This is a genomic window from Actinopolymorpha sp. B11F2, assembly GCF_040195635.1.
Taxonomy (GTDB): domain Bacteria; phylum Actinomycetota; class Actinomycetes; order Propionibacteriales; family Actinopolymorphaceae; genus Thermasporomyces.
On the sequence record NZ_JBEFTX010000022.1, the window covers coordinates 43,979 to 69,235 of the forward strand.

The 25,257-nt window shown below is 70.7% G+C and carries 18 protein-coding genes; 1 reads left to right on the plus strand and 17 read right to left on the minus strand.

Annotation, left to right across the window (positions count from 1 at the left end):
* Window positions 1-2: 2 nt before the first annotated feature.
* The 13 genes from ABN034_RS29740 to cpt all read right to left on the minus strand — a co-directional run bounded on the left by ABN034_RS29740 (window position 3) and on the right by cpt (window position 19,258).
* Window positions 3-3,872, minus strand: a complete 3,870-nt coding sequence (locus ABN034_RS29740; protein WP_349694300.1) for an eCIS core domain-containing protein — start codon at window positions 3,870-3,872, stop codon at window positions 3-5.
* A gap of 16 nt (window positions 3,873-3,888) precedes the next feature.
* Entirely contained in the window at window positions 3,889-6,570 is a 2,682-nt protein-coding gene (locus tag ABN034_RS29745) for a DUF6519 domain-containing protein (RefSeq protein WP_349694301.1), read from the minus strand.
* A gap of 43 nt (window positions 6,571-6,613) precedes the next feature.
* The gene (locus ABN034_RS29750; RefSeq protein WP_349694302.1) at window positions 6,614-8,866 is read right to left on the minus strand and encodes a phage tail protein; all 2,253 of its coding nucleotides are present in this window, start codon (window positions 8,864-8,866) and stop codon (window positions 6,614-6,616) included.
* Window positions 8,863-11,457 carry a baseplate J/gp47 family protein gene (locus tag ABN034_RS29755; protein WP_349694303.1) on the minus strand — a complete coding sequence of 865 codons (2,595 nt, stop codon included), beginning with the start codon at window positions 11,455-11,457 and terminating at the stop codon, window positions 8,863-8,865. The genes ABN034_RS29750 and ABN034_RS29755 overlap by 4 nt, the downstream gene beginning before the upstream one ends.
* 50 nt (window positions 11,458-11,507) lie before the next feature.
* Window positions 11,508-14,093 carry a putative baseplate assembly protein gene (locus ABN034_RS29760; protein ID WP_349694304.1) on the minus strand — a complete coding sequence of 862 codons (2,586 nt, stop codon included), beginning with the start codon at window positions 14,091-14,093 and terminating at the stop codon, window positions 11,508-11,510.
* Window positions 14,090-14,482: a GPW/gp25 family protein gene (locus tag ABN034_RS29765; RefSeq protein WP_349694305.1), complete on the minus strand. Its 393-nt coding sequence runs from the start codon at window positions 14,480-14,482 to the stop codon at window positions 14,090-14,092. The genes ABN034_RS29760 and ABN034_RS29765 overlap by 4 nt, the downstream gene beginning before the upstream one ends.
* Window positions 14,479-14,796: a hypothetical protein gene (locus ABN034_RS29770; RefSeq protein WP_349330813.1), complete on the minus strand. Its 318-nt coding sequence runs from the start codon at window positions 14,794-14,796 to the stop codon at window positions 14,479-14,481. The genes ABN034_RS29765 and ABN034_RS29770 overlap by 4 nt, the downstream gene beginning before the upstream one ends.
* Window positions 14,796-15,290, minus strand: coding sequence for a phage baseplate assembly protein V (locus ABN034_RS29775; protein ID WP_349330814.1), 495 nt, complete (start codon window positions 15,288-15,290; stop codon window positions 14,796-14,798). Before ABN034_RS29775 ends, ABN034_RS29770 begins: the two co-directional genes overlap by 1 nt.
* On the minus strand, window positions 15,290-16,441 hold the full coding sequence (locus ABN034_RS29780) for a hypothetical protein (RefSeq protein WP_349694306.1): 1,152 nt from the start codon (window positions 16,439-16,441) through the stop codon (window positions 15,290-15,292). Before ABN034_RS29780 ends, ABN034_RS29775 begins: the two co-directional genes overlap by 1 nt.
* Before the next feature lie 5 nt (window positions 16,442-16,446).
* Window positions 16,447-16,752: a hypothetical protein gene (locus ABN034_RS29785; protein ID WP_349694307.1), complete on the minus strand. Its 306-nt coding sequence runs from the start codon at window positions 16,750-16,752 to the stop codon at window positions 16,447-16,449.
* Window position 16,753: 1 nt separating this feature from the next.
* A complete protein-coding gene (locus ABN034_RS29790; RefSeq protein WP_349694308.1) occupies window positions 16,754-17,410 on the minus strand; it encodes a hypothetical protein in 657 nt (218 codons plus the stop codon).
* A 194-nt stretch (window positions 17,411-17,604) separates the two neighbouring features.
* Window positions 17,605-18,369: an AfsR/SARP family transcriptional regulator gene (locus tag ABN034_RS29795; RefSeq protein WP_349694309.1), complete on the minus strand. Its 765-nt coding sequence runs from the start codon at window positions 18,367-18,369 to the stop codon at window positions 17,605-17,607.
* A gap of 355 nt (window positions 18,370-18,724) precedes the next feature.
* Window positions 18,725-19,258, minus strand: a complete 534-nt coding sequence (gene cpt / locus ABN034_RS29800) for a chloramphenicol phosphotransferase CPT (protein ID WP_349694310.1) — start codon at window positions 19,256-19,258, stop codon at window positions 18,725-18,727.
* Between the two features lie 160 nt (window positions 19,259-19,418).
* Here cpt and ABN034_RS29805 point away from each other — a divergent pair, with 160 nt between their 5' ends.
* Window positions 19,419-20,240: an alpha/beta fold hydrolase gene (locus tag ABN034_RS29805; RefSeq protein WP_349694311.1), complete on the plus strand. Its 822-nt coding sequence runs from the start codon at window positions 19,419-19,421 to the stop codon at window positions 20,238-20,240.
* 170 nt (window positions 20,241-20,410) lie between these two features.
* On the opposite strand, the gene ABN034_RS29810 is transcribed toward ABN034_RS29805, so the two are convergent.
* The 4 genes from ABN034_RS29810 to ABN034_RS29825 form a co-directional block, all read right to left on the minus strand.
* Entirely contained in the window at window positions 20,411-21,778 is a 1,368-nt protein-coding gene (locus ABN034_RS29810) for a hypothetical protein (RefSeq protein WP_349694312.1), read from the minus strand.
* Between the two features lie 170 nt (window positions 21,779-21,948).
* Complete coding sequence (locus tag ABN034_RS29815) at window positions 21,949-23,391, minus strand: lactate racemase domain-containing protein (RefSeq protein WP_349694313.1); 1,443 nt, start codon at window positions 23,389-23,391, stop codon at window positions 21,949-21,951.
* Window positions 23,392-23,459: 68 nt separating this feature from the next.
* Complete coding sequence (locus tag ABN034_RS29820; protein ID WP_349694314.1) at window positions 23,460-24,404, minus strand: NAD(P)-dependent oxidoreductase; 945 nt, start codon at window positions 24,402-24,404, stop codon at window positions 23,460-23,462.
* Window positions 24,405-24,626: 222 nt separating this feature from the next.
* The gene (locus ABN034_RS29825) at window positions 24,627-25,229 is read right to left on the minus strand and encodes a dihydrofolate reductase family protein (protein ID WP_349694315.1); all 603 of its coding nucleotides are present in this window, start codon (window positions 25,227-25,229) and stop codon (window positions 24,627-24,629) included.
* Window positions 25,230-25,257: the final 28 nt, after the last annotated feature.

The window sequence follows — 25,257 nt, forward strand, 5'->3', positions numbered from 1 at the left end:
CATCAGGAGCTGGCGCCTGGACGGCTCCGGATGGGTGGCATGGCTGTCGCACTCGCTCCCTGCCCAGCCGCAGAACTTGCGTGGGACGCAACCGGCAGGGTCGCCCAGTCCTCTGCCGCGACCTCGGAGTCCGGACGGGTCACGGACGGGGGACTCACCGTCCAGCCGGTGATGGCCCGCAGGGATGCGTCGGTGGTGCCCCTGTCTGGATGCTCGTACAGCTGAGCCCAGGTCAGTGTTCGTCGGCTGGTCTGGCCGGTCATTCGCGCAACGTGGGCCAGGCTCTGCGAGCACAATGAGCAAGGGCTCCAGTTGATCTCCGCGGAGATTCCTCGGACGCTGCGGGCAAGCGTCGGATTGCGTTCGAGGAACTCCTCCAACTGTGCCTCGGCGTGGGTCGAGTTGCTGTGCTGCCTTGGATCATCACTCGTGTTGTACGTGACCAGATGACGAAGCCGCGATCCCGGCTCCGGCGGCGCCATGAGCCCACCACCGACGGACTTGTTTTGCGGCGCCTGTTGCCTTCGGGTCCGAGCACCATGGGGAATGACGGGCGGCAGTTCGATGTGCGTGGTCTGCAGGATGGGTTCTCCGCTCTCGTCGAGACGAATCGCTCCACCCTCGTCGCGGACCGCCGCCCGTACCTCCGAAGCTGCCTCCAACGGCACGTCGGTGTCCGCCAGTTCGAGCGTTACTCTCATGACCACGGCGCGAGGATGTTCGAAGAGCGAGGGAATCAGATCCACGAGTCGTTCGAAGGGGCTGGCGGCGGCGTGAACCTCGTAATGGCCGGTCTCGGTCGGACCACGAAGCTCAAGTCCGGTGAGCCCGCCCGGGTCGAGTTGCATGCGGATGCGGGCCAGGAGGGTGCCCACGTCGGCTGGTGTCATCGCTCTGGTCAGTTCAGCGCGGAGCATGGCCTGGGCCTGGCTCCTGGGATCACCCGAGCTCGCCGCGCCGGACGCTGGCTGTGTTCCGGCTGGTTCGGCAGCAGCACCACCGCCTGCGCCGGTCAACGCGGCGAGGGCGGCGGAGCCGAGGCGGACGGCCTGCTCGAACAGCCAGTCCAGCGCCTGGTCGATGAGCTGGCGGAGGCTCTGGATGATCTCGACGATCTTGTCGGGGACGTTGCCGATGCCGACCTGGTTGGCGAGGAAGCCGATGGCGATCGGGACGGCGTTGGCCAGGCCCTGTTCGATCATCTCCGCGCCAGGGACGATGTTGCCGGCGGCCACCTCGGCGAATGTCGTGACGTACTGGTTGACGATCTCGAGGATGTCCCGCAGGTACTCGATCGCGGACTGCACGGCATTGAAGAACGCGATGAAGCTGTTGACGATCGCCATGACGCCGGTCGGGTCGAGCATCGAGATCAGCCGCGCGGTGACGTTCTGGACGATCTCGGTGAGGATCCAGTCCCGCGCCATCCCGAGCAGGGTGTCCCAGAGGCCGCTCAACTGGTCGACGACGTACTCCCAGATCGCCGTCAGCCCGCGTTCCTGCACGTCCCGGATGAACGACCAAGCCCCGGTGAGCGTGTCGATCGCGCCGCGGACCATCGCGACGCGTTCCTCGCCGATGTGCTCGCCGAGCTTCTGCCAGAGCATCTCGACGCTGACGCCGAGTACGTCGAGGACGAGACCGAGGATGGACTGCAGCGACAGGTCGGTGGGGAGGGTGATGCCGAGCTGTCCGAGGCCGCGGAACAGCCAGTCGACCAGTCCCTGCAACAGGTACGACCCGATGTTGTCGAAGAAGCCGGTGAACCCGGCTTTGAGGGCCTCGAGCATGTGGACGAGGAACCCGACGGGGTCACGTTGGATGTCCTCGATGGCTCGCATCGCGTTGGCGATGATGCTGGCGAGCAGGTCGGACGGGAAGTTCATCAGCTGCAGGACGAGGGTGAGGACCACTTCGACCACGACGGTGACGAACTCCACGATCCGGGCGAGTGGGTCGCCGAACCGCTCGACCACGCGGACGAACGCTCCGATCGGGTCGAGCAGGTCGTCCAGTGAGAGCGTGTCCCAGATTCCGAGGAACGTGCTCGTGATGAGTTCGACGGAGATGCCGAGCCTGGTCATCTCGGTCTCGATGCGTTCGGCCGCCGATCCGATGACGCCGGACTCCGCGAGTTGGTCGTACGTCGCCTCGCCGCCCGGTAGGAGGGTGACGAATCCCTTGATGAGGTTCTCCGCCGTTCGCTCGACGACGTCGCCGGTGAAGGGGTTCTGCTCCAGGATCACGGTGAGCAGGTGGAAGCCGGGGATCTGGTGTGCGTACGTGGAGAGCCAGCCGAGCAAGGAGTGCTTGACAAGTTCGAGGACCTTGGCGATGACGGTGGTCGCGAAGTCGGCGATGCCACGGACGAGGTTGAACGCACGTGTGGCAAGGGATCCGAGGTTCGTCAGGAGGTCGGGGAGGTTCTCCGGCTGGATCGCCTCCCACGCATCGCTGAACAGTGCGCGCAGTGCGCTCAGCAGGGTGGCGAAGGTGGCGAACTGGGTGTCGAGCCAGTCGGCGGTCTCGTGGAGCGTGCCGCGTTCCTGCATCTGCGCCAGCACGTCCTCCTGCCCGATCAGCCGCAGGAAGTCGCCCAGGATGTCGACCGTGGCCGCCTCAACCGGCTGGTCCCGCAGCGGGTCGTGGTGCAACACCTTCCGGACGAGGTCCCAGATCGGAGCGATCTCCGGTGTCTGCAGGAGCGGTTCGACGACTCCGACCGCCGCGGTTCGGACGATCTCGATCACCCGTCCGACGATGGCCGCGACGAAGTTGCGGACGTCTGTCAAGATCGCGTTGACATAGCGGCGAACGATCGCCACGTTGCCGTCGATGCCCTCGGTGACGGACAGCTCGGCCCAGGCCGCGTCGATGTCCCTCCCGATGCGGGCGGTCGTGAGGTTGTGCTGGGCAAGGGATTCCGTCACGAGGTCGAACACGTCGCCGAGCACGTCGACGGCCGAGAGCACCTGACCGACGGCCGCGCCGAACGGGCCGTACGCCAACAGCTTCTCGACCAGTTGCTCGCGGCTGACCTGGACGGGTTCGTCGGTGATGGGGTCGCTGCCGGTGATCTGGGTGAGGAGGGTGTAGCCAGGAATCGACCGGGCCGCGGAGGTGACCCCGCGCAGGACGAAGTCCGGGATCCCGACCTCGGGGAGGGAGACGTCGGGCAGCGAGAAGTCGAAGTCCCGCATGAGGGTCGAGCGGTGGACGGTGAAGGCGTTCTGCTGGGCGACGTGGGTCGCCTCGTGCGCCATCAGCGACGCGTCCGACGCGGACTCGCCGGCGCGGAGGTAGATGGTCCCACCGGACGTGAATGCCCGGGCCTGCAGAGCGGCGGCCGCCGCGTCGACCTCCGGCCCCCGGCGGACGCGGACACTACTCAGATCCGTGCCCAGGTGCGGCTCGATCCGCGCTCGTACGCCCGGGTCCAGCGGCTGACCACCACCCGGCCGGGCGACGAGCGCCTCGACCGACCGCGGAACACCGGGTCCGCGGGCGGGCACCGGGCCATCTGTCGAGGCCGGTACGTCCGCGGGGCCGACCTGTCGCAGGACCTGCGCGGGCGTGGAGGTCGCGTGGCCCGGTGCCGCCGACGGGACGGCAGCGCCACGGCTCACCCGCGCCGCCACGGCGTCCGCCTGCCGTTCGAGCGGATCGCCGGGGCTGCTCACCGACAGCTTCGCCTGCACCGGCCAGGCAAGGGCGACTTCGCGGGGCGCAGGGGCGGGCAGCGCTGCGACATCGTGCCCGCCGTGTGCGCCGTTCGCGGGTTCGGGCTCGGATGCCGGTGCACGCGCCCGCTCGGCCGGCCGGTCGTGGGACCGGTCGGCCCGGCGGGTGCGGGTCGGCGTCAGCGCGGCCATCGGATGTTCGCCGCATTCATTCGGTGAGCCGGAACCACTGGACGAACGGGCCGCCGGTTACCGCGTCGTCGCTCGGCAGGAGGTACTCGGTGCGCCCGTTGCCGTCCAACGCCGTCACGACGTGGCCGTTGAGGTGAAGGTCGGGATCGCGTTCACCGACGATCGCCCAGCCGTCCAGGACGAATCGCCCGATGAGCGGACGCTCCCAGCCGGCACTGCGCCGTAGCCCGTCGAAGAGCCTCTCGACCAACCACTGCGCGGTCGCTCCGCTCGGCGTCCAGACGATGAGGTCGTTGTCGGCGTTCCACTCCGCGTCGAGTTCGATCGGCCGGAACCCGACCGGTTTCAGGTCGGGCCAGACCGACTCCAGCTCGCCGGGCAGCGGCCACGGGAGGTCCAGGACCACGCGGACGACGGGCTTGCCCCGAACGGAGTCCTGGGCGACGGGACCGTCGAGCCGAACCGTGATCCCTTCCGCCAGTTCGGCCGCCTTTATCACGTCGTCGTTCACGAACTCGCGGTTGCCGAGCAACTCGAGGCCGGCCACGTGCACGCCCGGGGCGTCGCCACGCCCGGAGGGCGGTCGTTGCGCGGTTACGATGACCGGAGCGCGGTCCGCGTCGTCGGCGACCCGGATCGTCAGCGAGTCGCTCGACGCACCGCCGGAGAACGACGGCTGCCACCACAACGCGACACCGCCGTCGTCGCCGGATCCCGCGGTGAGGCGGACCTCTCCCCCGGCACCCTCCAGTGTGTCCGGACTGGCCTCCCCCGGCTTGGCCGGCGCCACCAACGCGCCGTCCGTCGCCTCGGCGGTGACCTCGACACCCTTGACCGGGCCGCACGGGCTGTCGACGATCACGCGGACCGGCTCGGGCAGGACCTTGCGGTTCGGCGGGAGGTACTGCCCGTCCCCGCCCTGCAGCCGCAGTTCCACCGTGGTGGCGAGCTGGCCGAGCGCGTCCTGCACCGTCGTCGTGCCGGCGAAGCCGTCGCAGACCGGCGTCCACGCGACCTGCGACGCGACGCTGCGCCGCCCGGTGACGATCACCTGGACGCCGGTGCCGACGCCGTGGTCGTCCAGGCGCTGCATCACCAGTCGTTGCGTCGAAGCCGCGCCGGTCGCATTGCTCAGCGTCCACCGGACGGCGGCGACACCGTCCGGGCCGGTGGGTACGTCGCGCTGCGATCCGGATCCCGTAGCGTCGGCGACCGTCCCGCTCTGCGCCGTGAATCTCACCCGCGCACCGACGACCGGGAGCCCGCCGTTGCGGGCCACCACGCGGACCGGCTCCGGCAGGGGCGTACCCGGAAGGGACTCCTGCCCGTCGCCGCCCACCAGGTCGAGGGTTACGAGGTCGGTCAGGGACGGTGCGAACCTGCGGCAGTCCGACACCCGCGTCCAGCCGGACGACGTCCGTTCGACCACCGCGAGCGGTGCCACGTGGTGGACCGGACCGAGCGGCCGCGCCGGCACCGGGTCGCCGTCGGCGTCCGTCGGCCAGTCGAGCGTCCCGGACAGCGCGGTGAGGCCGTACGCGAGCCGCACCGTCCGCGCCGGAACCAGCCAGTAGTCACCGGTGCGGTAGGCGCCCCCGCCGTCGAACGCGACCCGGATCCCGCCCTCCAGGTCGTCCGGGCTGGTGTTCGCGACGCGTGTGGGTCCCTCCCACCGGCGGACGATCGGCGCGCGGCCCAGTGCGGCCCGGCTGGCCGGCGCGCCGTCGGTCCACACCACCGGGAGCCTCAGCCCGTCGGGAACGCCGACGGTGGCCAGGTGTCCGGGCAGGCCGCGCAACTGCCGGTCGGTGCTGGTCACCTCCACCGTGTCGCCTTCGCGGATCGACAACTCGTCGTCCCGGCCCACCCGGTCGAGGCGGAGTTCGGCGTCCATCCCGGTCGCGACCGTGGTCTCGATCGCGGTGAGTCCGGCCACGACGCTGCCGTTCTCTCGTGACCAGAGGTAGCGCGGCGTGCCGCCCTGCTCGTCGTGGATCTGGACGCGGTAGAGCTGGTTCTCCAGCCGCGTGTACCCGCCGGACGTCGTGATCCGGCACGGGTCCTCGTCGGGAGCCGCCTGCCGCAACGACGGCGTCATGGTGCCGCGGGTCACCTGGAGCCAGGTCGGGTCGTTCAGGTCGGAGCACTGCAGTGACCCCGAGATCTCGACGGCGCGGACCTGCCAGACCGTCCTGGCGCGCGTGGTCGTGTCCGGCCCGCCGAGCGCGGGCTCGCGCAGGGACGGTTCCTCGTCGGCGGTGACGTGGTGGGTCCACACGTCCAGGTAGAGCGCGTACCGCGCACCGGCGGTCGTGGACGGCTCGGACAGCCCGGCGGACGAGCCGATGGCGGCGAGGTACGGCTGGTCGGTGAGCGGGACCCCTGGACTCCCGGTCCCGCCCAGGCCGGCGTCGCACAGGATGCCGTCGACGTAGTAGCGGCCCGGCGTGATCCGCAGATCGGTCCAGGTCGTGCCGGATGGTGTGCCGCCGGCAGAGTCGACGATCCCGAACCCGGCGTCAGCGGCAGGACCGCCGGTGCGTCCCACGATGTCGCGGGTGCGGGTCTCGTCGTGGTACGCCGTGAGCTCGACCTGCTCGTTCCAGTCCGCGTCGAGAAGCACCCGCCCCTGCTGGAGCAGCACGGAGCGGTAACCCTCGCGCGGGTCGAAGGTCCAACGGCTGAAGTCACCCTGCATGTCCGCTCCCCAAGCTCCGCATCCGCGTTTCCGTTCTCCGCGCTCAGCTTCCGAAGATCCCGATCTCGACACCGACGGGCACGTACGGCACCAGCGCACGTGCGGCCGCCGTGGCGCGCAGTGGCCGGCGTAGGTGGTGGTGCACGCCCATCTCCGCCTCGCCCTCCCCGCCGGTACGGATCACCAACGGACAGGTGGCCGCCAACGCCAGGTACACCGGCGACCCCGGGTCACGCGCCGCATAGACGGGCGCGATCGCGGCGCCGCCAGGCTCGGCCGGCACACACCGGTACCGGCGTGGGGTCCGTGAGCCAGGTCCGGCGAAGGAGTAGCGCAGGCACCCGACCTGCCGGTGCTCGACGGTCACCGCGCCGTCGAAGACACAGCTCGACGCGTCCATCGACCGCACCTCCACGTCTCCGCGCACGGTGCACCCCTCGAACGACGCGTGCACGGCGGCGCCGCTGACCGCGGCGGCGCCGGCCAGCGCCATCGAGTCCCGGCGGGCGTGTGTCCGGGGCAGGAGCGACGGGGCAGCACCGTCGACCACGCTGTCGGTCATCGAGAGGACGGGAACCGGCGCCGTGAGCTCGATCCCGGACACGATGCCGCGCACGATCCGGACCTGGAGGTCGCCGTTCGTGCCGCCGTCCGCACCCTCGACCTGGATCCGGCCGGTGACAGTCGAATGTGCCACGGTCAGCGCACCCAGCCGACCGGGTTCGACCACCAGGTCGCCCTCGACGGCCAGGCCGTCCAGGACCAGGCTGCTGCCGGGTCCACCGGTGACCGTCAGCGAGCCGAGGACGTGCGGGCGCAGGCCGTCAGGTACGTACGCGCCGGGCGTGGGTGCGAGCACCTCACCGCTGCGCATGATCCGGGTCGGCCAGCTGGCCGCGACGAGGACCAGCCGGGTGGCGGGCGGGATGTCGACCCGCAGCGAATCGACGTACGACGCGCTGTCGCCGACCGAGACGACGTACGTGCCACCCGCGGGAGAACTGCCGTCGACCGCTGCCCACTCGTCGCGGACCCGGTCGAGCGCTTCGGTCAGGGAGCCGACCTCCACCATGGACGTGACCGCCCCGGCGCGGACCGACAACTGCCGGTCGGTGGCGGGCCGCCCGTCGTAGCGGTCCGCCGCCAGGAGGGCCTCGTGGCCGTCAGACCGGTCGTAGCTGCCGGCGCCCACGTCGGCCAGCCCGCCGTACGCGTAGCGGACGAAGACGTTCGCCGGTCGGATGACCTCGCCACCCTCGTAACAGGTCAGGTGTCCGGTCTGGGCGTCCACCATGACCGCACGGACGCCCGGCGTGGAGTCGACGTCCTCCAGCCCGCAGACCCGGATCCGGTCCGGGGGAAGGGCCGTGCCGGTGACACCGATGCGTACGCCGATCGGGAGCTGTGCGTCGTCCAGGTCTTCGCGGCGCGCGGCCTGGAGCAGAGAGAGGAGGCGGCGCGGTCGCAGCGGCACCGGCAGGTCGGCCTCCCCGGCCAGGTGCTCGATCCCTCCGGCAGCGTCGTCGCCCGCCGGTGCGGCGAACAACGGCACTTCCCGTCCGAGCGGATCGACCTTGAACCCGCTGCCGGATGCGCGGGCCTGCGACCATCCGCCGGCGGCGCCGGTGTCCGCGGCGAGGTCCGATGCGGTGCCCGATGCACCGACCTCATACACCTGGACGGGGTAGAGGAAAACGCCGATGTCGGGGATGCCGTACCTCCCTCGCCGGCTGGCGATCCGGCGCACCTCGGCGGTGTGCGGCAGCGGGTCCAGTCCGGGCGCGAGCGTCACCGTGCCGGCCTGGTCGAGGGCGAGCAGCTCGAGCCGCTGGGCGTCGCGGAGCGACGCGGTCGCGGGGCGTTCGAGGTGGACGTGGTTGACGTGGGTGGTCGCGGCGAGCAACCGGTAGAACTCCACCGCCCGGGCCGGCCAGCCGGTGACGTCGCGGGCGACCTGCTCGAGGACGGCAGCGGTGCCCTTGCGCCGCCGGTAGGCAACTGTGTTGGCGACTACCGAGCGACGGGTCGTGCCGGTGCCGAAGTCGGGCGGCACCTCGGCGAGACCCACCAGATCCGCGAGGTACGGCACCACCCACTCCGCGCAGGTCTCGACGAACCACGCGTCGTACAGGTCGCCCAGGTCGTTCTCGAGCAGGTCGAGCTCGGCCGCCACCGCTGTGAGCAGGGCGCGCAGGACTCCGCCCGCCTCGGCATCCCGCGCCACCACATGGGTCGGGAGCCGGCCCAGCAGGCGGGCGAGCGCGTCCTGCGCGTCGAGCGCACCGGACCCGTTCATTGGGCCATCACCCCGATCTCCACGCCCCCGGAGGAGAGGCCGAGCACCTGGGCGGGGAGCAGGTCGCCGTCCTCCCACCGGGCCGGCAGGGCGGACAGTACGTCGGCGGCGCTCGCGTCGGTCGGCAGCACCGGAACCGCGACGGACGGGTCCGCGCTCCCCGCGGGCAACGGCAACAGCCGTGGCATCGTGCAGGCGACGACGCCGGGTGTCGACCGCACGGTGACGAGGACGCCTGCCGCGGTCACGGGGGCGGCGAACGCTCGCAGCGCCGGCGCGAGCGTCCCGGCCAGCGCCTCGCGGACGGCCAGCTCGACCCCGGCCCGTCCGTACGCCGGGTCGTGCCTGATCTCGACCCGGATCCCGAACCAGCGCAGGTCTCCGTGCAGCAGTTCCAGCGGCGTGCCCGGATCGCGGGCGGCGGTGAGCGCGGTGCGGAGGTCCTCCACCAGACCTGCACTTGCCGGTGTCGCGGCCGTGCCGAGCAGGCTGACGGCGACGATCGTCGACCGGCCGTCCCACACGGCGTCGGCGCGTGCCGTTCCGACGCCGGCGAAGCCGCTGGCGAAGTCCTCGTGGTCGGCCACCGAGACGGCCCGGTCGAGGGTACGGATCCGCAGCGGCGCGTTCCGCCGGGCGTCCGCGAGCGTCTCCGGTGGTGCCCAGTCGTGGGCCGGTCCGGGATTCGTGACGCTCCGGATCCCGAACGGGCGGCGGGTGAGCAGGCTGAGTTGACCCGGCGTCGCCGCGCCGTCGGCTCCGATACCGACGCGGTACGTGGCAGTGACGTTCTCCGCGCCCGTCGACGCCCGAGCGCCGTGCGTACCGTCGCCGAGCACGAGCCGCACCGCGCCGTCCTCGCCGTGGCGGACGACGAACACCCGGTCGGAGCCGGTGGCGGTATCCAGCGACTCCACCTCGGTCCACGCCACGCCGTCGACCCGGAGCTCGAGGGTGCTGCGGGACCCTGCCGCGGTGGTCGCTCGGATGTACGTGAGCGGAGTACGGCGGGGCTGGAACTGTGCGAACGGCGCCCGGCCGTCTCCGCTGCCGAGCACCTGGCCGACGGTCTCGCCATGGGTCGCGTCGACGGTGTTGGCCAGCACCCGCAACGTCTGGGGATCGACCGCGGTCGAGAGCTCCCGGTCGAGGGTGACACGCATGACCGGTTCGCCGGCTGGGTCCGGGTCGTCGACCACCACACAGGCGAGCACGGTCGCCGCTTCGCAGATCGGCGGTGGGAGAGCAGCCGCCGCTGTCGCCGGTCCGGGTGCGGGGGCACCGGGCGGGTAACCGGTGACGAGCACCCTGCGGCCGGCCGGCAGCAGCGGGTCGGTGGCTTCCAGGTCCAGCTCGGGACCGCGGACGCCCTCCAGCCGTGGCGCCCGCGTCGCCGGCAGCAGTCGCGACTGGCAGTGCACCAGCGTCTCCCGCCGGCCGAAGGCCGTGAGGTTCTCGGTGAGGTCCACCCGGACCCGGGTGATCCGGCCGCTGAGGCCGTAGCGGCCAGTCCCGTCGGCGACCACCTGCTCGACGCGGTACAGCTCGCGGTAGTCCCTGCGTTCCAGCACCACCCAGGCAGCGTCCGCGATCCGGGTGTGGTCGCCGCCGACCAGCCGCGGGTGGTCGCCGTCCAGCTCCACCACGTCCGCGTCGCCGTGGTCGGTCAGGCCGTACTTCTCCCACTCGAGGACGCCGTCCGAGTCGGGGTCCGTGGTGCCGGGCACGCCGGTGTCGCCCGGCCCGCGCAGCAGGTTGGGGTCGGGCGCGTTCCAGCCGAACACGTTGGCACGTTCGGCGAACGCGAAGACCTGGACGTCCTCCTGCGCGACGAGCTCGGCGCTGCGCCGGTAGCCGATGCGGGGTCGCACCCGCACGAGAGTCCAGCCGGTCAGGCCGTCCGGGTCCTCGCTCGCGGTCTCGACGACGCGGAAGTCCCAGCGCTCATCGTCGTGCGGGACCCGCGCCGACTCACCCGCGCGGCCGTACCGTACGCGCTCCTGGCCCACCACCAGCACGGCGTCGCCGGGGCGGACACCGATGCCGGTGCCGCGCAGCCAGATCTCGGTGTCACCGAACTCGGGGACCTGCCGGCGCGTCGACGCTCCCGGTATCGCGTTCCACACCCGCCGCGCCGGAAGGTCCTGCGAGGTCTCGTACGTCTGCGGCAGCTGTCCCGCACCCGGCACGGTCTGCACGGGCGTACCACCCGGCACGTGCACCTCCACCGGTGCACCCGGCGCGTCCTCGACGGTGAAGGCCAGCTCCGCGGTCGCCGCGACGCCGGGCCGCAGCTCGTAACCGAGGGTGCGGGCCAGCTCGCGTACCGAGGAGAGCTCGGTCGCGGTGCGCAGGAAACCCTCCGCGGCGATACGTTCGGTGTAGAACGACACCACGTCGGCGACGTACGCCCACGCGTCCAGCACCGCGGCGGCGGGTTCATCTGTACCGTGCCGGGCGAGCGCACGCACCTCGGGCGGCTGGTTGTCGCCGGCCAACACCGCGCGCATCCGGAGCACCGAGGCCGAGTGCGGGGCGACCCGCCAGCTGAGCCCGGGCTGGCCGGGCGGGTTGTCCACGATCGGGGCCACCGGCGCCAGCGAGTCACACCCGCAGCCGCCGCCACACCCGCAACCGGCGTTCACGCTCGCCCCCGCAGCAGACAGGTGAACCGGCCGTTCTCCGGGTTGCTCGGGTCGGTGTCCGCCCGCAGCACCTCACGGGCCGCGGCATCGATCCGACCCCGAGCGACCTCGCCGGCCGGTGCGCGGCCCAACCGCCGGAACCGCAGGCCGGTGCCGTCGTCCCCGACGTCCACCCATGCGACCCCCGGCACCGCCATCGCGGTGGCGACGACGTCGCTCAGGAACAGCGACTGGCCGAACGTGAAGTTGTCGGGGTGGAAGAAGCCGCGGCGACCGTCGGGCAACCGACCGGCGGAGAACGCCCGTGCGAGTGCGGCGGCGATGTCCGCCCGCTGGTAGCCCGACGCCACGCACACGCCGAGCACGATCTCCAGGGGTACGTACACCGGCTGGGCAAGCTCCACGTCGACCCCCGCCATCCGGCGAACCTCCAGGACGGTCGAGATCGCTGCGGGCACCGCAGGGTCGCCAGCCCGGTCGGCTCTCGGGTCGACGGTGACCTCCTGGGCGTACCACGAACCGCTCCAACGGCGCCGGGCCACCGCACGCTGCACCGCCGGGTCGCGCATGGCCACCGCGGCGTAGTCGTCCGAGGTCACCGCGCGCAGCTGGGTGCGGAACGCGTGCGGTGCGAGTTCGCGGACCTCGGCGATCGGTTCGGGGTCGACACCGCCGACGGCTGGCAGCGGATTCGTCACGGTCACGCCGTCGGGCACGGTCGCGCCCGGGCGAGCCAGCAGCCGGGCCAGCGTTCCGGGTCCGACGTTGCCGGCCGTGCCACCGCCGAGCCGGTACGTCGCGGTCGGCGTCGTGCCGGCGACGGGACGACGGCCCGACACCCCGTCCCCGAACCTCAACCGGCTGGTCCCGTCGGACTCAGTCTCGACCACCACATCGGCCGCGAGCCGGCCGCTGGCCAGCAGGTCCGGACGGGGCAACCAGGTCCGGGAGCCGTCGTCCAGCTCCAGCTCGGCGACAGCCGTCCGCGGATCCGGCACCAGGGCCGCGGCCGCACTTGCCAGGACGACGGGCGACGGATCCGCCCAGGCCAGACCGATACGGCGTAGCCGCGGCCGGTAGGTCGCACCGACCGGGACCTGGGGAGGGTCGAGCCGCTCACCGGCAACGGTGCCGCCGTGGTCGGCGAGGACGACGTTCGCGAGGGCTACCGCCACGACCCGGGCGCTGCCGTCCTCGGCACGTTCGGCGACCGGCAGCGGAACGGGCAGAGCGTCCGCACCCGACCAGTGCAGCTCCAGCACCACCGACCGGTCCGACAGCGGATCCGTGTGCACGACCGGGTCCCGGTCCAGCAGAACCGCGTGCCGCCGGGTCGGGTCTCCGGTGAGCGCGGACCCGTCCGGGCCGAGCGGGGCAAGGACGAGAACGTCGCCCGCTCTCAGCTCGGGGTCGGCGTCGCCGGGTTCGCGCGCCACGAACGCCGAGGTCGCGCCGGCCGGCAGGCAGTGCTCCGGGTCGCCCCAGGAGTGCAGCCAGAGCTGGTTGCGGGCCGGGCGCAGGCGCACCGTCGCACATGTCTCGAACACGACTCCGCCGCTCCCCACCACATCGACGGCAGTCACCGGACCGGTCGCGGGCGGGCTCGACGGGTCGGGTGCGTCGGCGGCCGGTGTCCCGGCGGGGAGGACGACGTCCGCGGCACTGGTCAGGACCAGCCAGGTGCGCGCGCTGCAGCCGTCGTGCATCCGGTAGTCGAGCAGCCGCGCGTGCCGGCGTACCGACGTCCGCCGCCGGGCGGTGCCGAGGTACGCCTCGGCCGCGACCCCGTCCTGCCACGCGGCCAGCCGGTCCCCCATCGCCGCGAACAGCTCGACCAGCATCACGCCGGGGTCCGCCGGGTTGCGGTCGGTCCAGTCCGGCACCAGGGTGGCCACCCGGTCCAGCAGCCGGGTACGCAGGGCGTCGTAGTCGCGGGCGAGGTAGTCGAGCACCGGCGAGGTCACTTCGGCCGGCGGGCAGGTCAGGTCGATCCGGCAGTCGAGGTCGGACGGGCAGTCCACGGTGAACGTGAACGCGGCCTGGGCGAGCGGCTCGTCGAAGCCGTCGGGGACACCCACCCCGCCCGGCCCGAGCAGCTTCAACACGTAGGTCGACCAGTCACCGCTGGACGACGTACGGATGACCAGGACCCCTGCCCGCTCACCCGCCCCTGTCGTGCGTTCGACCAGCCTGCGGTCGGCGGGTGTCACGCCCGGGAGCGGGTCAACCGGTGCCGAGGACTCACCTCCGGCCACCGCGTCCGCCGGGTACGCCCACTCCACTCGGACCGGGTTGACCAGCGGGTCCGGGCGTACCCCACCGAGCACCAGCACCTCGTCGGCGCCCAGTCCTGCCGGCACCGGGCCGCGCAGCAGGCGGACCAGCAGGGTGCGCTGCCGAGGCGCACCCGCCACGAAACCAGGGGTTCCGGGGGCGTTGGCGAGCACCTCGATCGCGTCGATGCCGTCGAGGGCCGGCGTGCTGGTCCCCTCGACCAACGCCCGCCGGGCGTCGACGTCCACCGCGGTGGTCAGGGTGATGTCTGTGCGCGCGTCGTTCGGGTCGGGGTACGGCGTCGTCACGGCGCACCTCCGGGCGGTCCGGTGACCGTGAGCGTGCGGCGGCTCGCCACCGTGCCGCCGACCAGCGGGGCGTACGTCACCGTCACGGCCAGCGTGGACTCCGCGGCTTCGACCGTGACGTCCTCGACCCGCAGGAGGTCGCCCAGCCAGTGCTGAAGGGACCCGTGCACGAGCGCCTTGGTGGCGCCGGCCAACTCGTCCCCGCTGGGAGCGAACACCAGCGCGCTCACGCCGCTGCCGAAGTCCGGCCGGTTGACCCGTTCACCCGGACGGGTGAACAGGACGGACTCGACCAGCCCGCGCAGGTACGCGTCGAGATCGACCAGCGCCATCCGTCCCCGCCCGTCCAGGCGGAGCGGGAACGCGAGGTGCCGACCGCCGCGGGTCATGAGAGCTTCACCCGTGGCTGGGCGACGACGACGTTGAGGGGCACCCCGGTCGGCACGCAGGTCGCCGTCCCGCCCTGGATCACGAGCGGCTGGCCCATGGACATCACCCGGGTACTGCCGACCGCCCACATGGCGGCCGTACAGGGCCCGCCTGCGGCCGGCGGCAAGGAACATCCGGCGACGGTCCATGGCGTGGCCAGGCCCACCGCGGCCGCCCCGCCGAACTTCACCCGCGGGTGGGGAACGGTCGGCTGTGCCTGCCCGCCGTGCGCGCACAGGACGGTCGCGCCCTGCTGGACGCCGAAGCCAGGCATCAGATCACCTCCAGTGCGCCGTCGTTGACCGACACCGAGGCGGCGGTGAGCTTGACGCTGGCCGCACCCATGGAGAGCTCCATGCCGCTCGCGGTCATGGCCAGCTTCATCGGCACCGGAACGGCGGGCGACCCGACCTCGATCGTCACACCACCGGCACCGGGCAGGTCGCTGAGGGTGATCGTGACCGCCCCCGTCTTCCAGACCTTGACGTCCGGCAGCCCTGGCGACGGCGCTTCACCCGCGTTCCACATGGCGCCGGCGAGGATCGGGTAGTCGGGGTCGCCCGCCTCGAACTCCACCCACACCGCCGCCCCCACCGGCGGGACGGCGAAGAAGCCGACCCCGGACCCGGCGTACGGCACACACGGCTCGGCCCAGCTCATCCGCCCGTCACCGAGTACCGCGGGCACCGACACCTGCACCCGCCCGCGAAGCATCGGGTCGATGTTGTTCTCGACCTTGCCGCGGTACTTGCCGAAGAACGTGGCCATCAGCCCACCCTCCCGACCGGCACTGCCGGCACGGTCGATCCGTGGCCGTCGCGGGTGAGTTCGAACCTCTGGTGGTAGGAGCCGCGGGACAACTCGTGCTCCACCTTCCGTACGTACCAGAGGCCGTCGTGCGACCACCCCGCACCGCGGACGCCGACCAGACCGCGCGGGCGGAGCACACCTCCGTACCGCGCACCGTCCAGGGTTCCCTCGGCGATCACGGCGTCGGCGCTCCGGTCGACCTCCGCCTGCGCGCGGGCGACCGCGCCGACGGTGTTGCTGCTCGCGTCCCGCAACCGGCGCTGGCGTACGTCGCCCGCGTGGGTGGCCAGCAGCGGGAGAGCAGACAGTGGAGGCCGCAGGCTCGCCGGGCTGCGCACCGGGGTCGCGGCACCCGTGCGCCGGTCGGTGACCGCACCGCTGACCGTCGCCGGTGCGAGCGCCTCGACCCGGAAACTCATCCCGGACACGTTCGTCTCAGGACCCAGGTCCACCGACAGCGCAGGCTGCGGAACCCCGACCCGGACCGGCGGACCCCAGTAGAACGTGCTGGTGCCCGGCGCGGGCCCGGGAACGACGTACGCGACGTACCCGTGCCGGCGGGCGAGCTCGGTCAGGTGCGCCAGATCGGTGCCGTGCTGGGTCGGCACCCGGTCGATCGGGAGCGGCGGGTCGAAGTCGACCGGTGGCAGTGCCATCGGCACGATGCCCTTCGCCGCGTACGGCGCGAGGATCGTGAGCACCTGCGGGTAGTCGTCGAGTGCCGGGTGTTCGCTGTCACGTTCCTCCCGGTCGAGGAGATAGGACACGTCCTCGCCGGTGACGTCGAGCGTGGCCGCGCCTGGTTGGTCGCCGGGAGTCAGGCGGACCTCGGTCACGATCCCGTCCAGGAGGACCATCGGCACCAGCCCGAAGGTGAGCACCACGACCACCCGGGAGAACGCCGCGACCGGCGAGGACTGCAGCCCGGGTACGTCGAGCGCACCGTCCGCGGCAGACCGGCCGGCATCGAAGGTCAAGGTGAAGACCGAACGCTCCTCGTCGTTCTCGGTCACCACGACCGAACGCAGCCGGGCGGTGAACGGAGCCGGCAGCGGTACCGGGATCGTCGGACCGGCGAGGACGGTCAGCCGCAGGCCGAGGGCGGGCACCGGGCTCACATCCCCGGAACCGGGATGACCAGGAGGGCACCTTCCGCGTCCGGCCCTACCAGCGCGTCCGGGTCGAGTGCGGCGTTCGCGTCGGCGATCCGCCAGAACGCCGTCGGGTCACCGAGGTACCGCGCGGTGACGAGGTCCAACCGGTCGTCCGCCGCCACCGCGTGCAGCGCCATCGGCACGGCCGCGGCGGGATCGGGCACCGCCCGCCGGCGGAGGTAGCGGACCTCGCGGGAGCCGCCCGCGCCGTCCGGCACTGTCGCGCTGGCGATCTCGACGCTGTCGTAGCGACTGCCCGCGGCCATGTCAGGCCCCCGCGAGCCCGGCACCGGCGGAGACGACACCGGCGACACCTGCAGCGGTAGCCATGGTCTCCTTGAGGACCTGGTGGACGAGGAACAAGGCGTACCCGGGATCGGTGACGGGCAGGTCGTTGTACGACAGCACCTGCGCCGACAGGTCGACCGTCGCCCGGATCGGATTGAGCGCCGGGTCGAACGCGTCCTCGGTGACCGTGAGACTTTCCAGTCGGACCGGCACCACCCTGGACGGTCCCCAGACCAGGACTGTCAGCGGGCCTTCCGGCGGCAGGATCTCGATTGTCCCGGCCACCAGAAGCCCGGCGTTCGTGATGACGTGGACACTGCTCGGGTAGAGCAACATCTCCAGGGCCGCCAGGTGCCCCGCGATGCCGGTCGTGGCGGCGAGCGGGTCACCGGTCTCGAGCTGGTCGGACGCGTCCACCTCGACGTTCATCGAGATCGTCTCGACCGGCGCGCCCCACACCCGGTGAGCGTCCGCCGCACCGACCTGTGCGTCCGACGGCGCTTCCCTCGGCCGCAGCGCTCGGGTCACGGTGTCGGGGTTGTACTGGAAGACCACCACCCGGGAGAGCGGGCTCGCCGGGTCGACGGCGACGATGGCCCCCCGCAAGGTGCGCGGGCTCCCCGGAAAGCTCCCCATGAGGTGCAGGTTGGCAGTGCCGCGTCACCGCGCTGTCACGCAGGTGTCACCCGCGTCCTGCACCACCGCGTTCATCGACTGTGCTGCTCCTGGTGACGCGGCTTTGCGGCATGGTTGCGCGCTCGGCGATTTACCAGGCCGTGTCGGCGTCGGCGTACTCCTGGGACACGAGCCAAGGCATGATCCGCCAGGCCTCAGGCGCGCTGTCGTAGGTTCTCACCGACAGCTCCTTCCGACCGGCCGGTTTCCCGCCACGAAAAGAGTCCGCGGAGAGCGGGCGAGGGCTCTAGACCGAGTTCGGTCCACAGCAGATCGCGGCAACGTTCGTATTGACGGGACGCCTCCCAGCGATTCCCGGCGGCCAGATGGGCGCGTACAACCGCATAATGGGCGCTTTCGCGAAATGGCTCCGCACAGACCACGACGAGTCCCGCGTCGACCGCCTCGCCATACCGACCTGACTGCCTGAGTCGCTCACTCAGAGCCTCGAGAGCGTGGAGCCGCAACTGGTGGTAGCGCTCGCGTTCGACGGTGAGCCACTCATCGCCCCAGTCTGGTAGGAGCTCCGCGGACAGCAACGCGCGCGTCCCGACTGTCACGATTTCGTCGCATGGCCGTGCAAGGTCGAGAAGCCGCCGCGCACATACCTCGGCCTCGTGGACGTCAACCGCGACATCTCTCGCCAGGCCAATTCGCTGCGCGCCCACCTCGACGAGGTCCCGCGCCGACTTGTGCGCTCGCCACAACGTCGATCGTAGGTTGGCCGCAGCCTTCGCCGACGTCGTGTCCGGCCACAACACACCCGCGACACGCGCACGACTCAGCGGCCTGCCGTGGAGGGCGAGAAGGACGAACAGCCGCTGCACACTCCAGACCAGTGGAATGGTCTGTCGGCCGACAGTGAAGGTGAATCCATGAAGAAGGCTCAACGCCGCCGCTGACGTATGGATTCCGCCCATGCATGGCCCCCCACGAACCTGCCCTGCGAAGCCGATGACCGGCGTCGCGCGATCCATCCCCCATGCGGCATCAGCATGAGGGATCAGGATCTCAGCTTTGTGCGGGACCACCGCTTCGGCCTCGGATGGCTCCCGTGAGCAGGACGCTACAGGAGTGCGCAGGCGTCGTCAGACGTTTCGCGATCAAGGCCACCGGGAATGATGTTCCGCTCGCCAACTTGCTCTCGAGGAGACGCTGAGCTTGCTGCCACAGGCATCGCTCGCCTCGTCACCGTCGACCACCGGGGCGCGTCCGCACCGCCGTAGCTCGAGCGGCCCGCGGCTGCCGGCCCTGTAGCCGGGAGCCGACCGGCGATCAGCTGACAAGGGCAGCGATGGTTCGCGCACACTCCAGGGACTCGGTATGCGTCGTGTCCACCTCGAGGTCATAGGACACCCCCTGGTGAACCACCTCCGCCTGCAACGCGGCCATCCCCTGGATGCGATCTCCTCGTGCGATCTCACGGCCTGCGGCGACCGCCCTTTCACACCTGACGCCGACCCACAACACGGCCAGTCCGCCAAGAACCTTCTGCCACCGCTGCTGGGACGCCGCTCCGCCGAGGAAGACGTCATCGATGATGACCCTGGCGCCAGCACGGGCCATCGCCACGACGCCCTCCATCCAGGCCGCCTGCAGCGCCATGAAGTCCGCCCCGACGCTCACCTCGCCATCTGCGGCGAACGTGATCCCTTCGTCCGACCCCCGCATCCTCGCGGGCAGCGCGTCGACGAACGAGTCGCACCCGAACACCGGCCACGGATCCGGCAGTACGGCCTGCAGACACCGTACGATCCCGGACTTCCCCGAGCTGGAACCACCGTTGAGAATGATCACCTGAGTCGTCACCGCGCCACAGTAGAGCGCTTCCCGCACGGCCGAAAACGAATATCGGCAGTGCCACGACCGAGGTCTGGGGCGGCCCACCGATGAGTTTCGCCTGCGGGCTCGGTCTGTGTTGTCGTACGTTACGAGCCAACTTCGGATTGCAAGGAGTACGACTGTGGGCATGCACTGGACGTCCGAGGCATCAGGGTCTGGCAGCTACGCGGAAGTCAACGGGATCAGGCTCTACTACGAAACCCATGGTTCCGGGCGGCCACTCGTGCTCCTGCACGGCGGTCTGGGCTCTGGGGAGATGTTCGGCCCGACCTTGCCGAAACTGGCAGAGCGTCATCAGGTCATCGCTCCCGACCTGCAAGGTCATGGCCGTACGGCCGACATCGACCGTCCGATCGACGTACGCCTGATGGCCGACGACATCGCGGCGCTGATCGACCACCTCGGGCTGGACAAGCCCGACGTGGTCGGCTACTCGATGGGCGGCGGGGTTGCCCTCCAAACAGCGGCGAGGCACCCGGGCAAGGTCGGCAAGCTTGTCGCCTGCTCCGCGAACGTCTGGCGCAACGCAATCCCCGCCGAGATGCTCGAACAGCAGGGCCAGGTGAACGCCAACGCGGCGGAGTTCATGAAGGACACGCCGATGTACGAGCTCTACCAGCGGGTAGCGCCACACCCGGAGGATTTCCCGAAGCTGCTGGACAAGATCGGGCAGGCGATGGCCAAGGACTTCGACTTCTCCGACGACGTACGCAGTCTGCAGGTGCCGACTCTCCTCATGGCCGCGGACGCCGACATGGCGCCGCCGAGCCACTACATCGAGGTCTTCAAGCTGCTCGATGGTGGACTCCGCGATGGCGGATGGATGGGCGAAGGTCGACCGAAGGGCGGTCACGCGCTGGCGATCCTGCCAGGCCTGACGCACTACAACCTTGCCGTCTCACCACTTTTCGCCGCCACCGTCCTCGCATTCCTCAACGGTGAGAGCTAGGTAGACAGGCACAGGCGCGGAGCCGAATGGCGCCGCTCTGTGTCAAGTGGTTACAGCGGCCACGCCCACATCCTCCCAGCGCACCTGCGCCTCACTCGTCGACCGAGCACGACACTTCGGGTCGGCGGAGTGGGTGAGTCCGGCGACTCGCCCACTCCGCTGACAACCCCCTACGACTGCGGGGCTGCGGAGAGGACCAGCCGTCCGTAGTCGCCGAACAGTCCACCCGCCTGGATGTAGTACGTCGTGCCGGCGACGGTCGGCAGGTCCACCTGCGCCTGCAATGTCGAGGCGGGCAGTGGGAAGCCGGGCGCGTCATCGTCGCCACATACCACCGGCTCCATCACGCCGTCGGTGAGAGCGTAGACAGCCACGACTGTGTCGAAGTCACTTCCGGCGGTGTCGATGTCGAGGGTTTCGCCGTTCCCCTCGACCGAATACCACAGGGTGCGCTCGACAGGCGCCCACGCGCACGGGACGTCCGCTTCGGCATCGAGCGCCGCAGCACGGTTCGTGTCGCGGACAGTCTCGCCGAGGACGAGGGGCGTAGCCGCCTCCGGCCGGTCGTTGACGGGCGGCGGACCGGCCGGCTTCGGGCCCTCCGGCGATGTCACCACGGAACGGGTGAGGATCTCCAGGTGCTCGCAGGTGGCGCTCGCCGCGCCCCAGGGCAGGTCGACGGTCGCGCTGACGTCGTACGGCGTGTACTTCTGCACCACTCGGGCAATGGACGTCCGCAACTCACTGACTCTCGTCTCACCGGTTGCGGCCATGGTGACAGAGACCGGGAGCTCGGCCACGAACTCGCCGTTCTCGGAGTCTCGAAGCGGAAGCACCGCGGTGAAACTGTCGGCTGATGCGTCGACTGGGCCGAAGAGGTTGTACTGACGCCCACCGTGCTCGACCTCCATGGACAGGAAGTACTCGCCCTCTGCGGGGCCGAACACACCCACCACGGCATCGCCTTCACAGCGGGCCGAGTCGAAGAGCATGCGCTCGAAGCGGACTGTGGACTCGGGTGCGTTGCGCAGGTAGGTCGACTCGACCGACGACCCGGTGCAGTCCAGCGATCCAAGGTCATAGCCCGGGAGCGTCAGCGTGCCATCAGCGGCGAGCGTCGAGGCCACCGCCTCCGACCGTACGTGCTGGTTGCCGTTTCGGGAGTTGTCCGTGGTCTCGGTCTGTGCCGTGATCGAGGTCGTGGCCGCGAAGTCGCCCGTTCCCACGAACTCGCCTTCCGGGCTGTAGACATCGAGCACGAACCGCAGGTCTCCCTCGTTCCAGGAACCGGTCCCGAACGCCTCCACCAGCGGATCGTCGTCGGTACCGACCCGCGCGAAGGCGAAGTCCCCGAAGTCGGTGGACGAGCCCGCCGTCGCAAAGACCGGATCGCCCTTCGTCGTCGCGCCGGTGCAGGTGACGCCTGCCTGGAACGTGGTCACCGTGTAGGTCGGACCGGCAAAGGACGGTACGGCGGTCGCGACGCTCACCGACCCCGCCACCGCCAAGCCCGCGATGGCGCGGACAAACATGTTCATCGGATCCCCCTCTTCGCGGGTCCAGCACCCGCGCGCCGAGATCGTATGTCGGCGGCGACACCTTGGAAGGTGGATTGACAAACTTCCTGGCCTTGGTCGGCCTCGGCGTCGCGTAGTCCAGCGTCGTGGCACTGCGCCCCAGTCGTCGGGCGTACGAACGCCAACTGGCACTAGACATTCCTGGCTGAGCGGGTGCCCTCATGTGTGACAAGGTGGTAGGCGGGCTTGGAGAGTTCGGGTATGACGATGAGGCGTGGATCTCGTCCGACCAGCGCTGTCGCGTCGGCGAGCGCGTCGCCGACAGAGTCGATCGGCGTTGCGCCCATCCCCGTCGCGTGCTCCGGGCTCTGTGCGCCGGCGATGTAGACCGCCTGCGCCAGGTCGCGCGCAACGCTGCCCATGTAGATCATGGAGAAGGCGTGGAACGGATGGTAGCCGTGCTGGTGGCGGTAGGCGGAGATCCACTGCGGCTGGTTGCAGAAGTTGTCCTCATGGGCCGTCATCTCGTGCGGGTGCCGGCACGACTGCAGCAGGTCGTAGGCGGCGGCATAGGGCGGGAACTCGCGGCTGTTGAACCAGCCGTCGCAGATCGAGGTCGCGATGACGACCGGGTCAGGTCGTAGCGCGGCGCGGGCGCGGATCACCGAGGCGCCGATCGCCTGCATCATCAGGATCGGGTTGGTACCCATCCCGGCGCCGTAGTGGAAGCCGCGCGGCATCCCGATGACCAGGACGTCTGCTGGCGGCCCTGGGAGGCGCACCTCGGTACGCTCGCTCGCCATGCCCCACGACGCCTCCTCGACGGCACCTATGGCGCCGGCCCTCACCCGGAGCTGGCGTGACTGGCTGTCCAACACGGCGTCGACCGTGAAAAACGGCTGCGGCATCGCCGACTCCATTCGTTGCCTGATGGCAGCGAGTTGAGACCGGAAGTAACTCCCCGTCGTCGGCGGAGCGAAGTCCCGTCGCGTCATCGACGCCGGCGTGTGGTGGCATCGGATGGACCGCCAGCCGGTGAGGCCGGTGGAAGGCATCTTCGATCCGCCACTGAAACCGCCGTACGGGTTGCCAGACGCATGGCCGACCAGGATCGTGAGGTCCGAGTCCACGACGCATCGGTTCACCTCGACGGCGTCGCCGTGGTCGGACCGCTCCAGGGTGACCATGCCCTCGGCATCCTCGGCGTCGTGGTTGACAATCCGTTCGGGGCCCATCCGTCGAACGACGTGCTCACCGAGCAGCTCGGCCATTTCGTCCATGGTGTTCTTCCGGTGCAGGCCGATCGCGTTCACCAGCCGAACGTCGCTCAGCCGCACGCCTCCGCGTTCCAGCTCGTCGAGCAGGAGTGGTACGGCGACCCTGCGGTGCGCGGTGGCGTGCGTGCCTCCCTTGACGCGGTCCGGGAACGCGATCGTCACCCGCGACCCCGGGCGGACGAGGTCGCGGATCCGGTCAGACCCGAGCGGGTTCTCGAGCGCGGACCGCGTGGCCTCAACCGGGTCCTCCAGTGGCCACGGCTCCCGATGCGGCTCGCCGGTTCGAATCACGACGGCACCGTCCGGGAGATCGACCTCGACATGGCCGGAGCCGTACTCGAGCTGGACACGCCGCATAGGTGGTGTCTCCTCTCGTGCAACCGATTCCTCGGTGGGTTTCGTGGAGTGCGGACGCGCCCGCCTCGTCACTGCCCGGCGTCAGCCGACAGCGCGCGATAGAGCTCCAGCACGGCGCCCGAGTCCTGGCCACCGTGTCCGAGATGCACCGCGAGCGAATTGACCTGGTCCACCACGGTGGCGATGAACGCCGGTGCGCCGACCTGGCGCGCCATCTCCATGGCGAGTCTGTTGTCCTTCTGCAACAGCGCCAGGGCGAACGTCGGCTCGTAGTCGGCGACACTCATCCGCGGACCAAGCTCCTTGAACAGGTTGGACACTGTGCCGGCGCCGGAGTCGGCGACCGTCTCGACGAACACCGCAGGGTCCAGGCCCGCCAGCCGGCAAGCATTCAGTGCCTCGGCGGTGACCGCGTTGATGGCACCGAACATGAGATTGTTCAGCACCTTGAGGATCGACCCTGCGCCGACGTCGCCGACCCGGCGTACCTGACGCGCCACGGTCCCTTCGAGCAGGTCGCGGACCGCCGCCACGCCGTCCTCGCTACCTCCGGCCGGAAGCGTCCATGCACCGCACCTGTCGGGTCGGCCGAGTACCGGGGCGTCGACGTACTTCACACCGCAAACGGCGAGTCGCTGCGCCGCCTGCCGTGCCGTATCTGGATCGATGGTGGACAGGTCGGCGACCACGGTGCCAATCGCCGCACCGGCGAGCGGACCGTCCACGGTGCTCAGCACATGCTCCGGCCGGGGCAGTGACAGCACCACCGCGCGGGCCCGCGCGACCGCATCGGCGGGGTCGTCGCAGGTCTTGACGCCGGCCGCCGCCGCAGCGCGAAGCGCAGTCGTCGACGGGTCGAAACCGCGCACCAGATGGCCGTTCTCCACGAGCTTCGCGGCCACCCGCCCGCCCATGGTGCCGAGTCCGAGCACACAGATCTCGTTCACTTTCCACTCCGTTCCCACACCCCTGGTCTGTGACGCGGTGCGGTGGCCTCTCCCTCGGGCGACCATAGTCGTCGACGTGGCCGAGTGCTGTCTCAAGAGCCTTCGACCCACGCCGAACGTCGGGGCCACTCAACGGTAGGAGGTGTCCCACGCGCTCAGGGCGGAGGCCGCGAGCAGGTGGCGGCGATGCGGTGGTTCTGAAGCCTGTCCGGCTGCCGCGCATGGGCGCGGAGCCGTGCCCTCCAGCTGCGGGCGCGATCTGCCACCTGCAGCACAGCCAGGTGATGTCTATCGCGTGGGCCGGTACTTCAGGTGCGTCACTGCCGGCCCTGAGGCCACGTCGACGAGATCGAAGTCCAGGGCGCCAACATCGTCGAGCGGCCGTTCGCCACCGCCCAGGGTTATCGGCGCGACGTGCAGCACCAATTCCTCCAGCAGCCCGGCCATGAGATATTGCCGCACCGTGCCAGCACCACCGGCGATCTGCACGTCGCCGGCATCGGCCGCCTCGCGCGCCTGTTCCAGTGCCGCCTCAATGCCGTCAGTGACGAAGTGGAACGTCGTACCGCCCTTCATCGGCAATGGCTCGCGCGCGTAGTGGCTGAGTACGTAGACGGGGGCGTGATACGGCGGCTCCTCACCCCACCAACCGCGCCAGGACAGGTCCCACTCACCCCTGCCCGGGCCGAACATGTTCCGCCCCATCACGAACGCTCCCGTCGGATTCGGGGTGCCGGTAAAGGGAGACGCGTCCGGTGCAGAGCCCGCCCACGCCATCGTCCGCATCCCGCCCTCACCCAACGGATTCTCCAGGCTCTGCCCCGAAGCCGCCATGCACCCATCAAGGGACACGGTGACATCGCACCTCACGATCCCCATTACTGCTCCCATCCTCGAAGATTCCTGCCCTGATCGAGCG

Bases quoted from the DNA above. Each gene is read 5' to 3' on its own strand.
- ABN034_RS29740 (WP_349694300.1), bottom strand. From the start codon at position 3,872: ATGGCCGCGCTGACGCCGACCCGCACCCGCCGGGCCGACCGGTCCCAC.
- ABN034_RS29745 (WP_349694301.1), bottom strand. From the start codon at position 6,570: ATGCAGGGTGACTTCAGCCGTTGGACCTTCGACCCGCGCGAGGGTTAC.
- ABN034_RS29750 (WP_349694302.1), bottom strand. From the start codon at position 8,866: ATGAACGGGTCCGGTGCGCTCGACGCGCAGGACGCGCTCGCCCGCCTG.
- ABN034_RS29765 (WP_349694305.1), bottom strand. From the start codon at position 14,482: ATGACCCGCGGCGGTCGGCACCTCGCGTTCCCGCTCCGCCTGGACGGG.
- ABN034_RS29770 (WP_349330813.1), bottom strand. From the start codon at position 14,796: ATGCCTGGCTTCGGCGTCCAGCAGGGCGCGACCGTCCTGTGCGCGCAC.
- ABN034_RS29775 (WP_349330814.1), bottom strand. From the start codon at position 15,290: ATGGCCACGTTCTTCGGCAAGTACCGCGGCAAGGTCGAGAACAACATC.
- ABN034_RS29785 (WP_349694307.1), bottom strand. From the start codon at position 16,752: ATGGCCGCGGGCAGTCGCTACGACAGCGTCGAGATCGCCAGCGCGACA.
- ABN034_RS29790 (WP_349694308.1), bottom strand. From the start codon at position 17,410: ATGGGGAGCTTTCCGGGGAGCCCGCGCACCTTGCGGGGGGCCATCGTC.
- ABN034_RS29795 (WP_349694309.1), bottom strand. From the start codon at position 18,369: ATGGGCGGAATCCATACGTCAGCGGCGGCGTTGAGCCTTCTTCATGGA.
- ABN034_RS29805 (WP_349694311.1), top strand. From the start codon at position 19,419: ATGCACTGGACGTCCGAGGCATCAGGGTCTGGCAGCTACGCGGAAGTC.
- ABN034_RS29810 (WP_349694312.1), bottom strand. From the start codon at position 21,778: ATGAACATGTTTGTCCGCGCCATCGCGGGCTTGGCGGTGGCGGGGTCG.
- ABN034_RS29815 (WP_349694313.1), bottom strand. From the start codon at position 23,391: ATGCGGCGTGTCCAGCTCGAGTACGGCTCCGGCCATGTCGAGGTCGAT.
- ABN034_RS29820 (WP_349694314.1), bottom strand. From the start codon at position 24,404: ATGGTCGCCCGAGGGAGAGGCCACCGCACCGCGTCACAGACCAGGGGT.
- ABN034_RS29825 (WP_349694315.1), bottom strand. From the start codon at position 25,229: ATGGGAGCAGTAATGGGGATCGTGAGGTGCGATGTCACCGTGTCCCTT.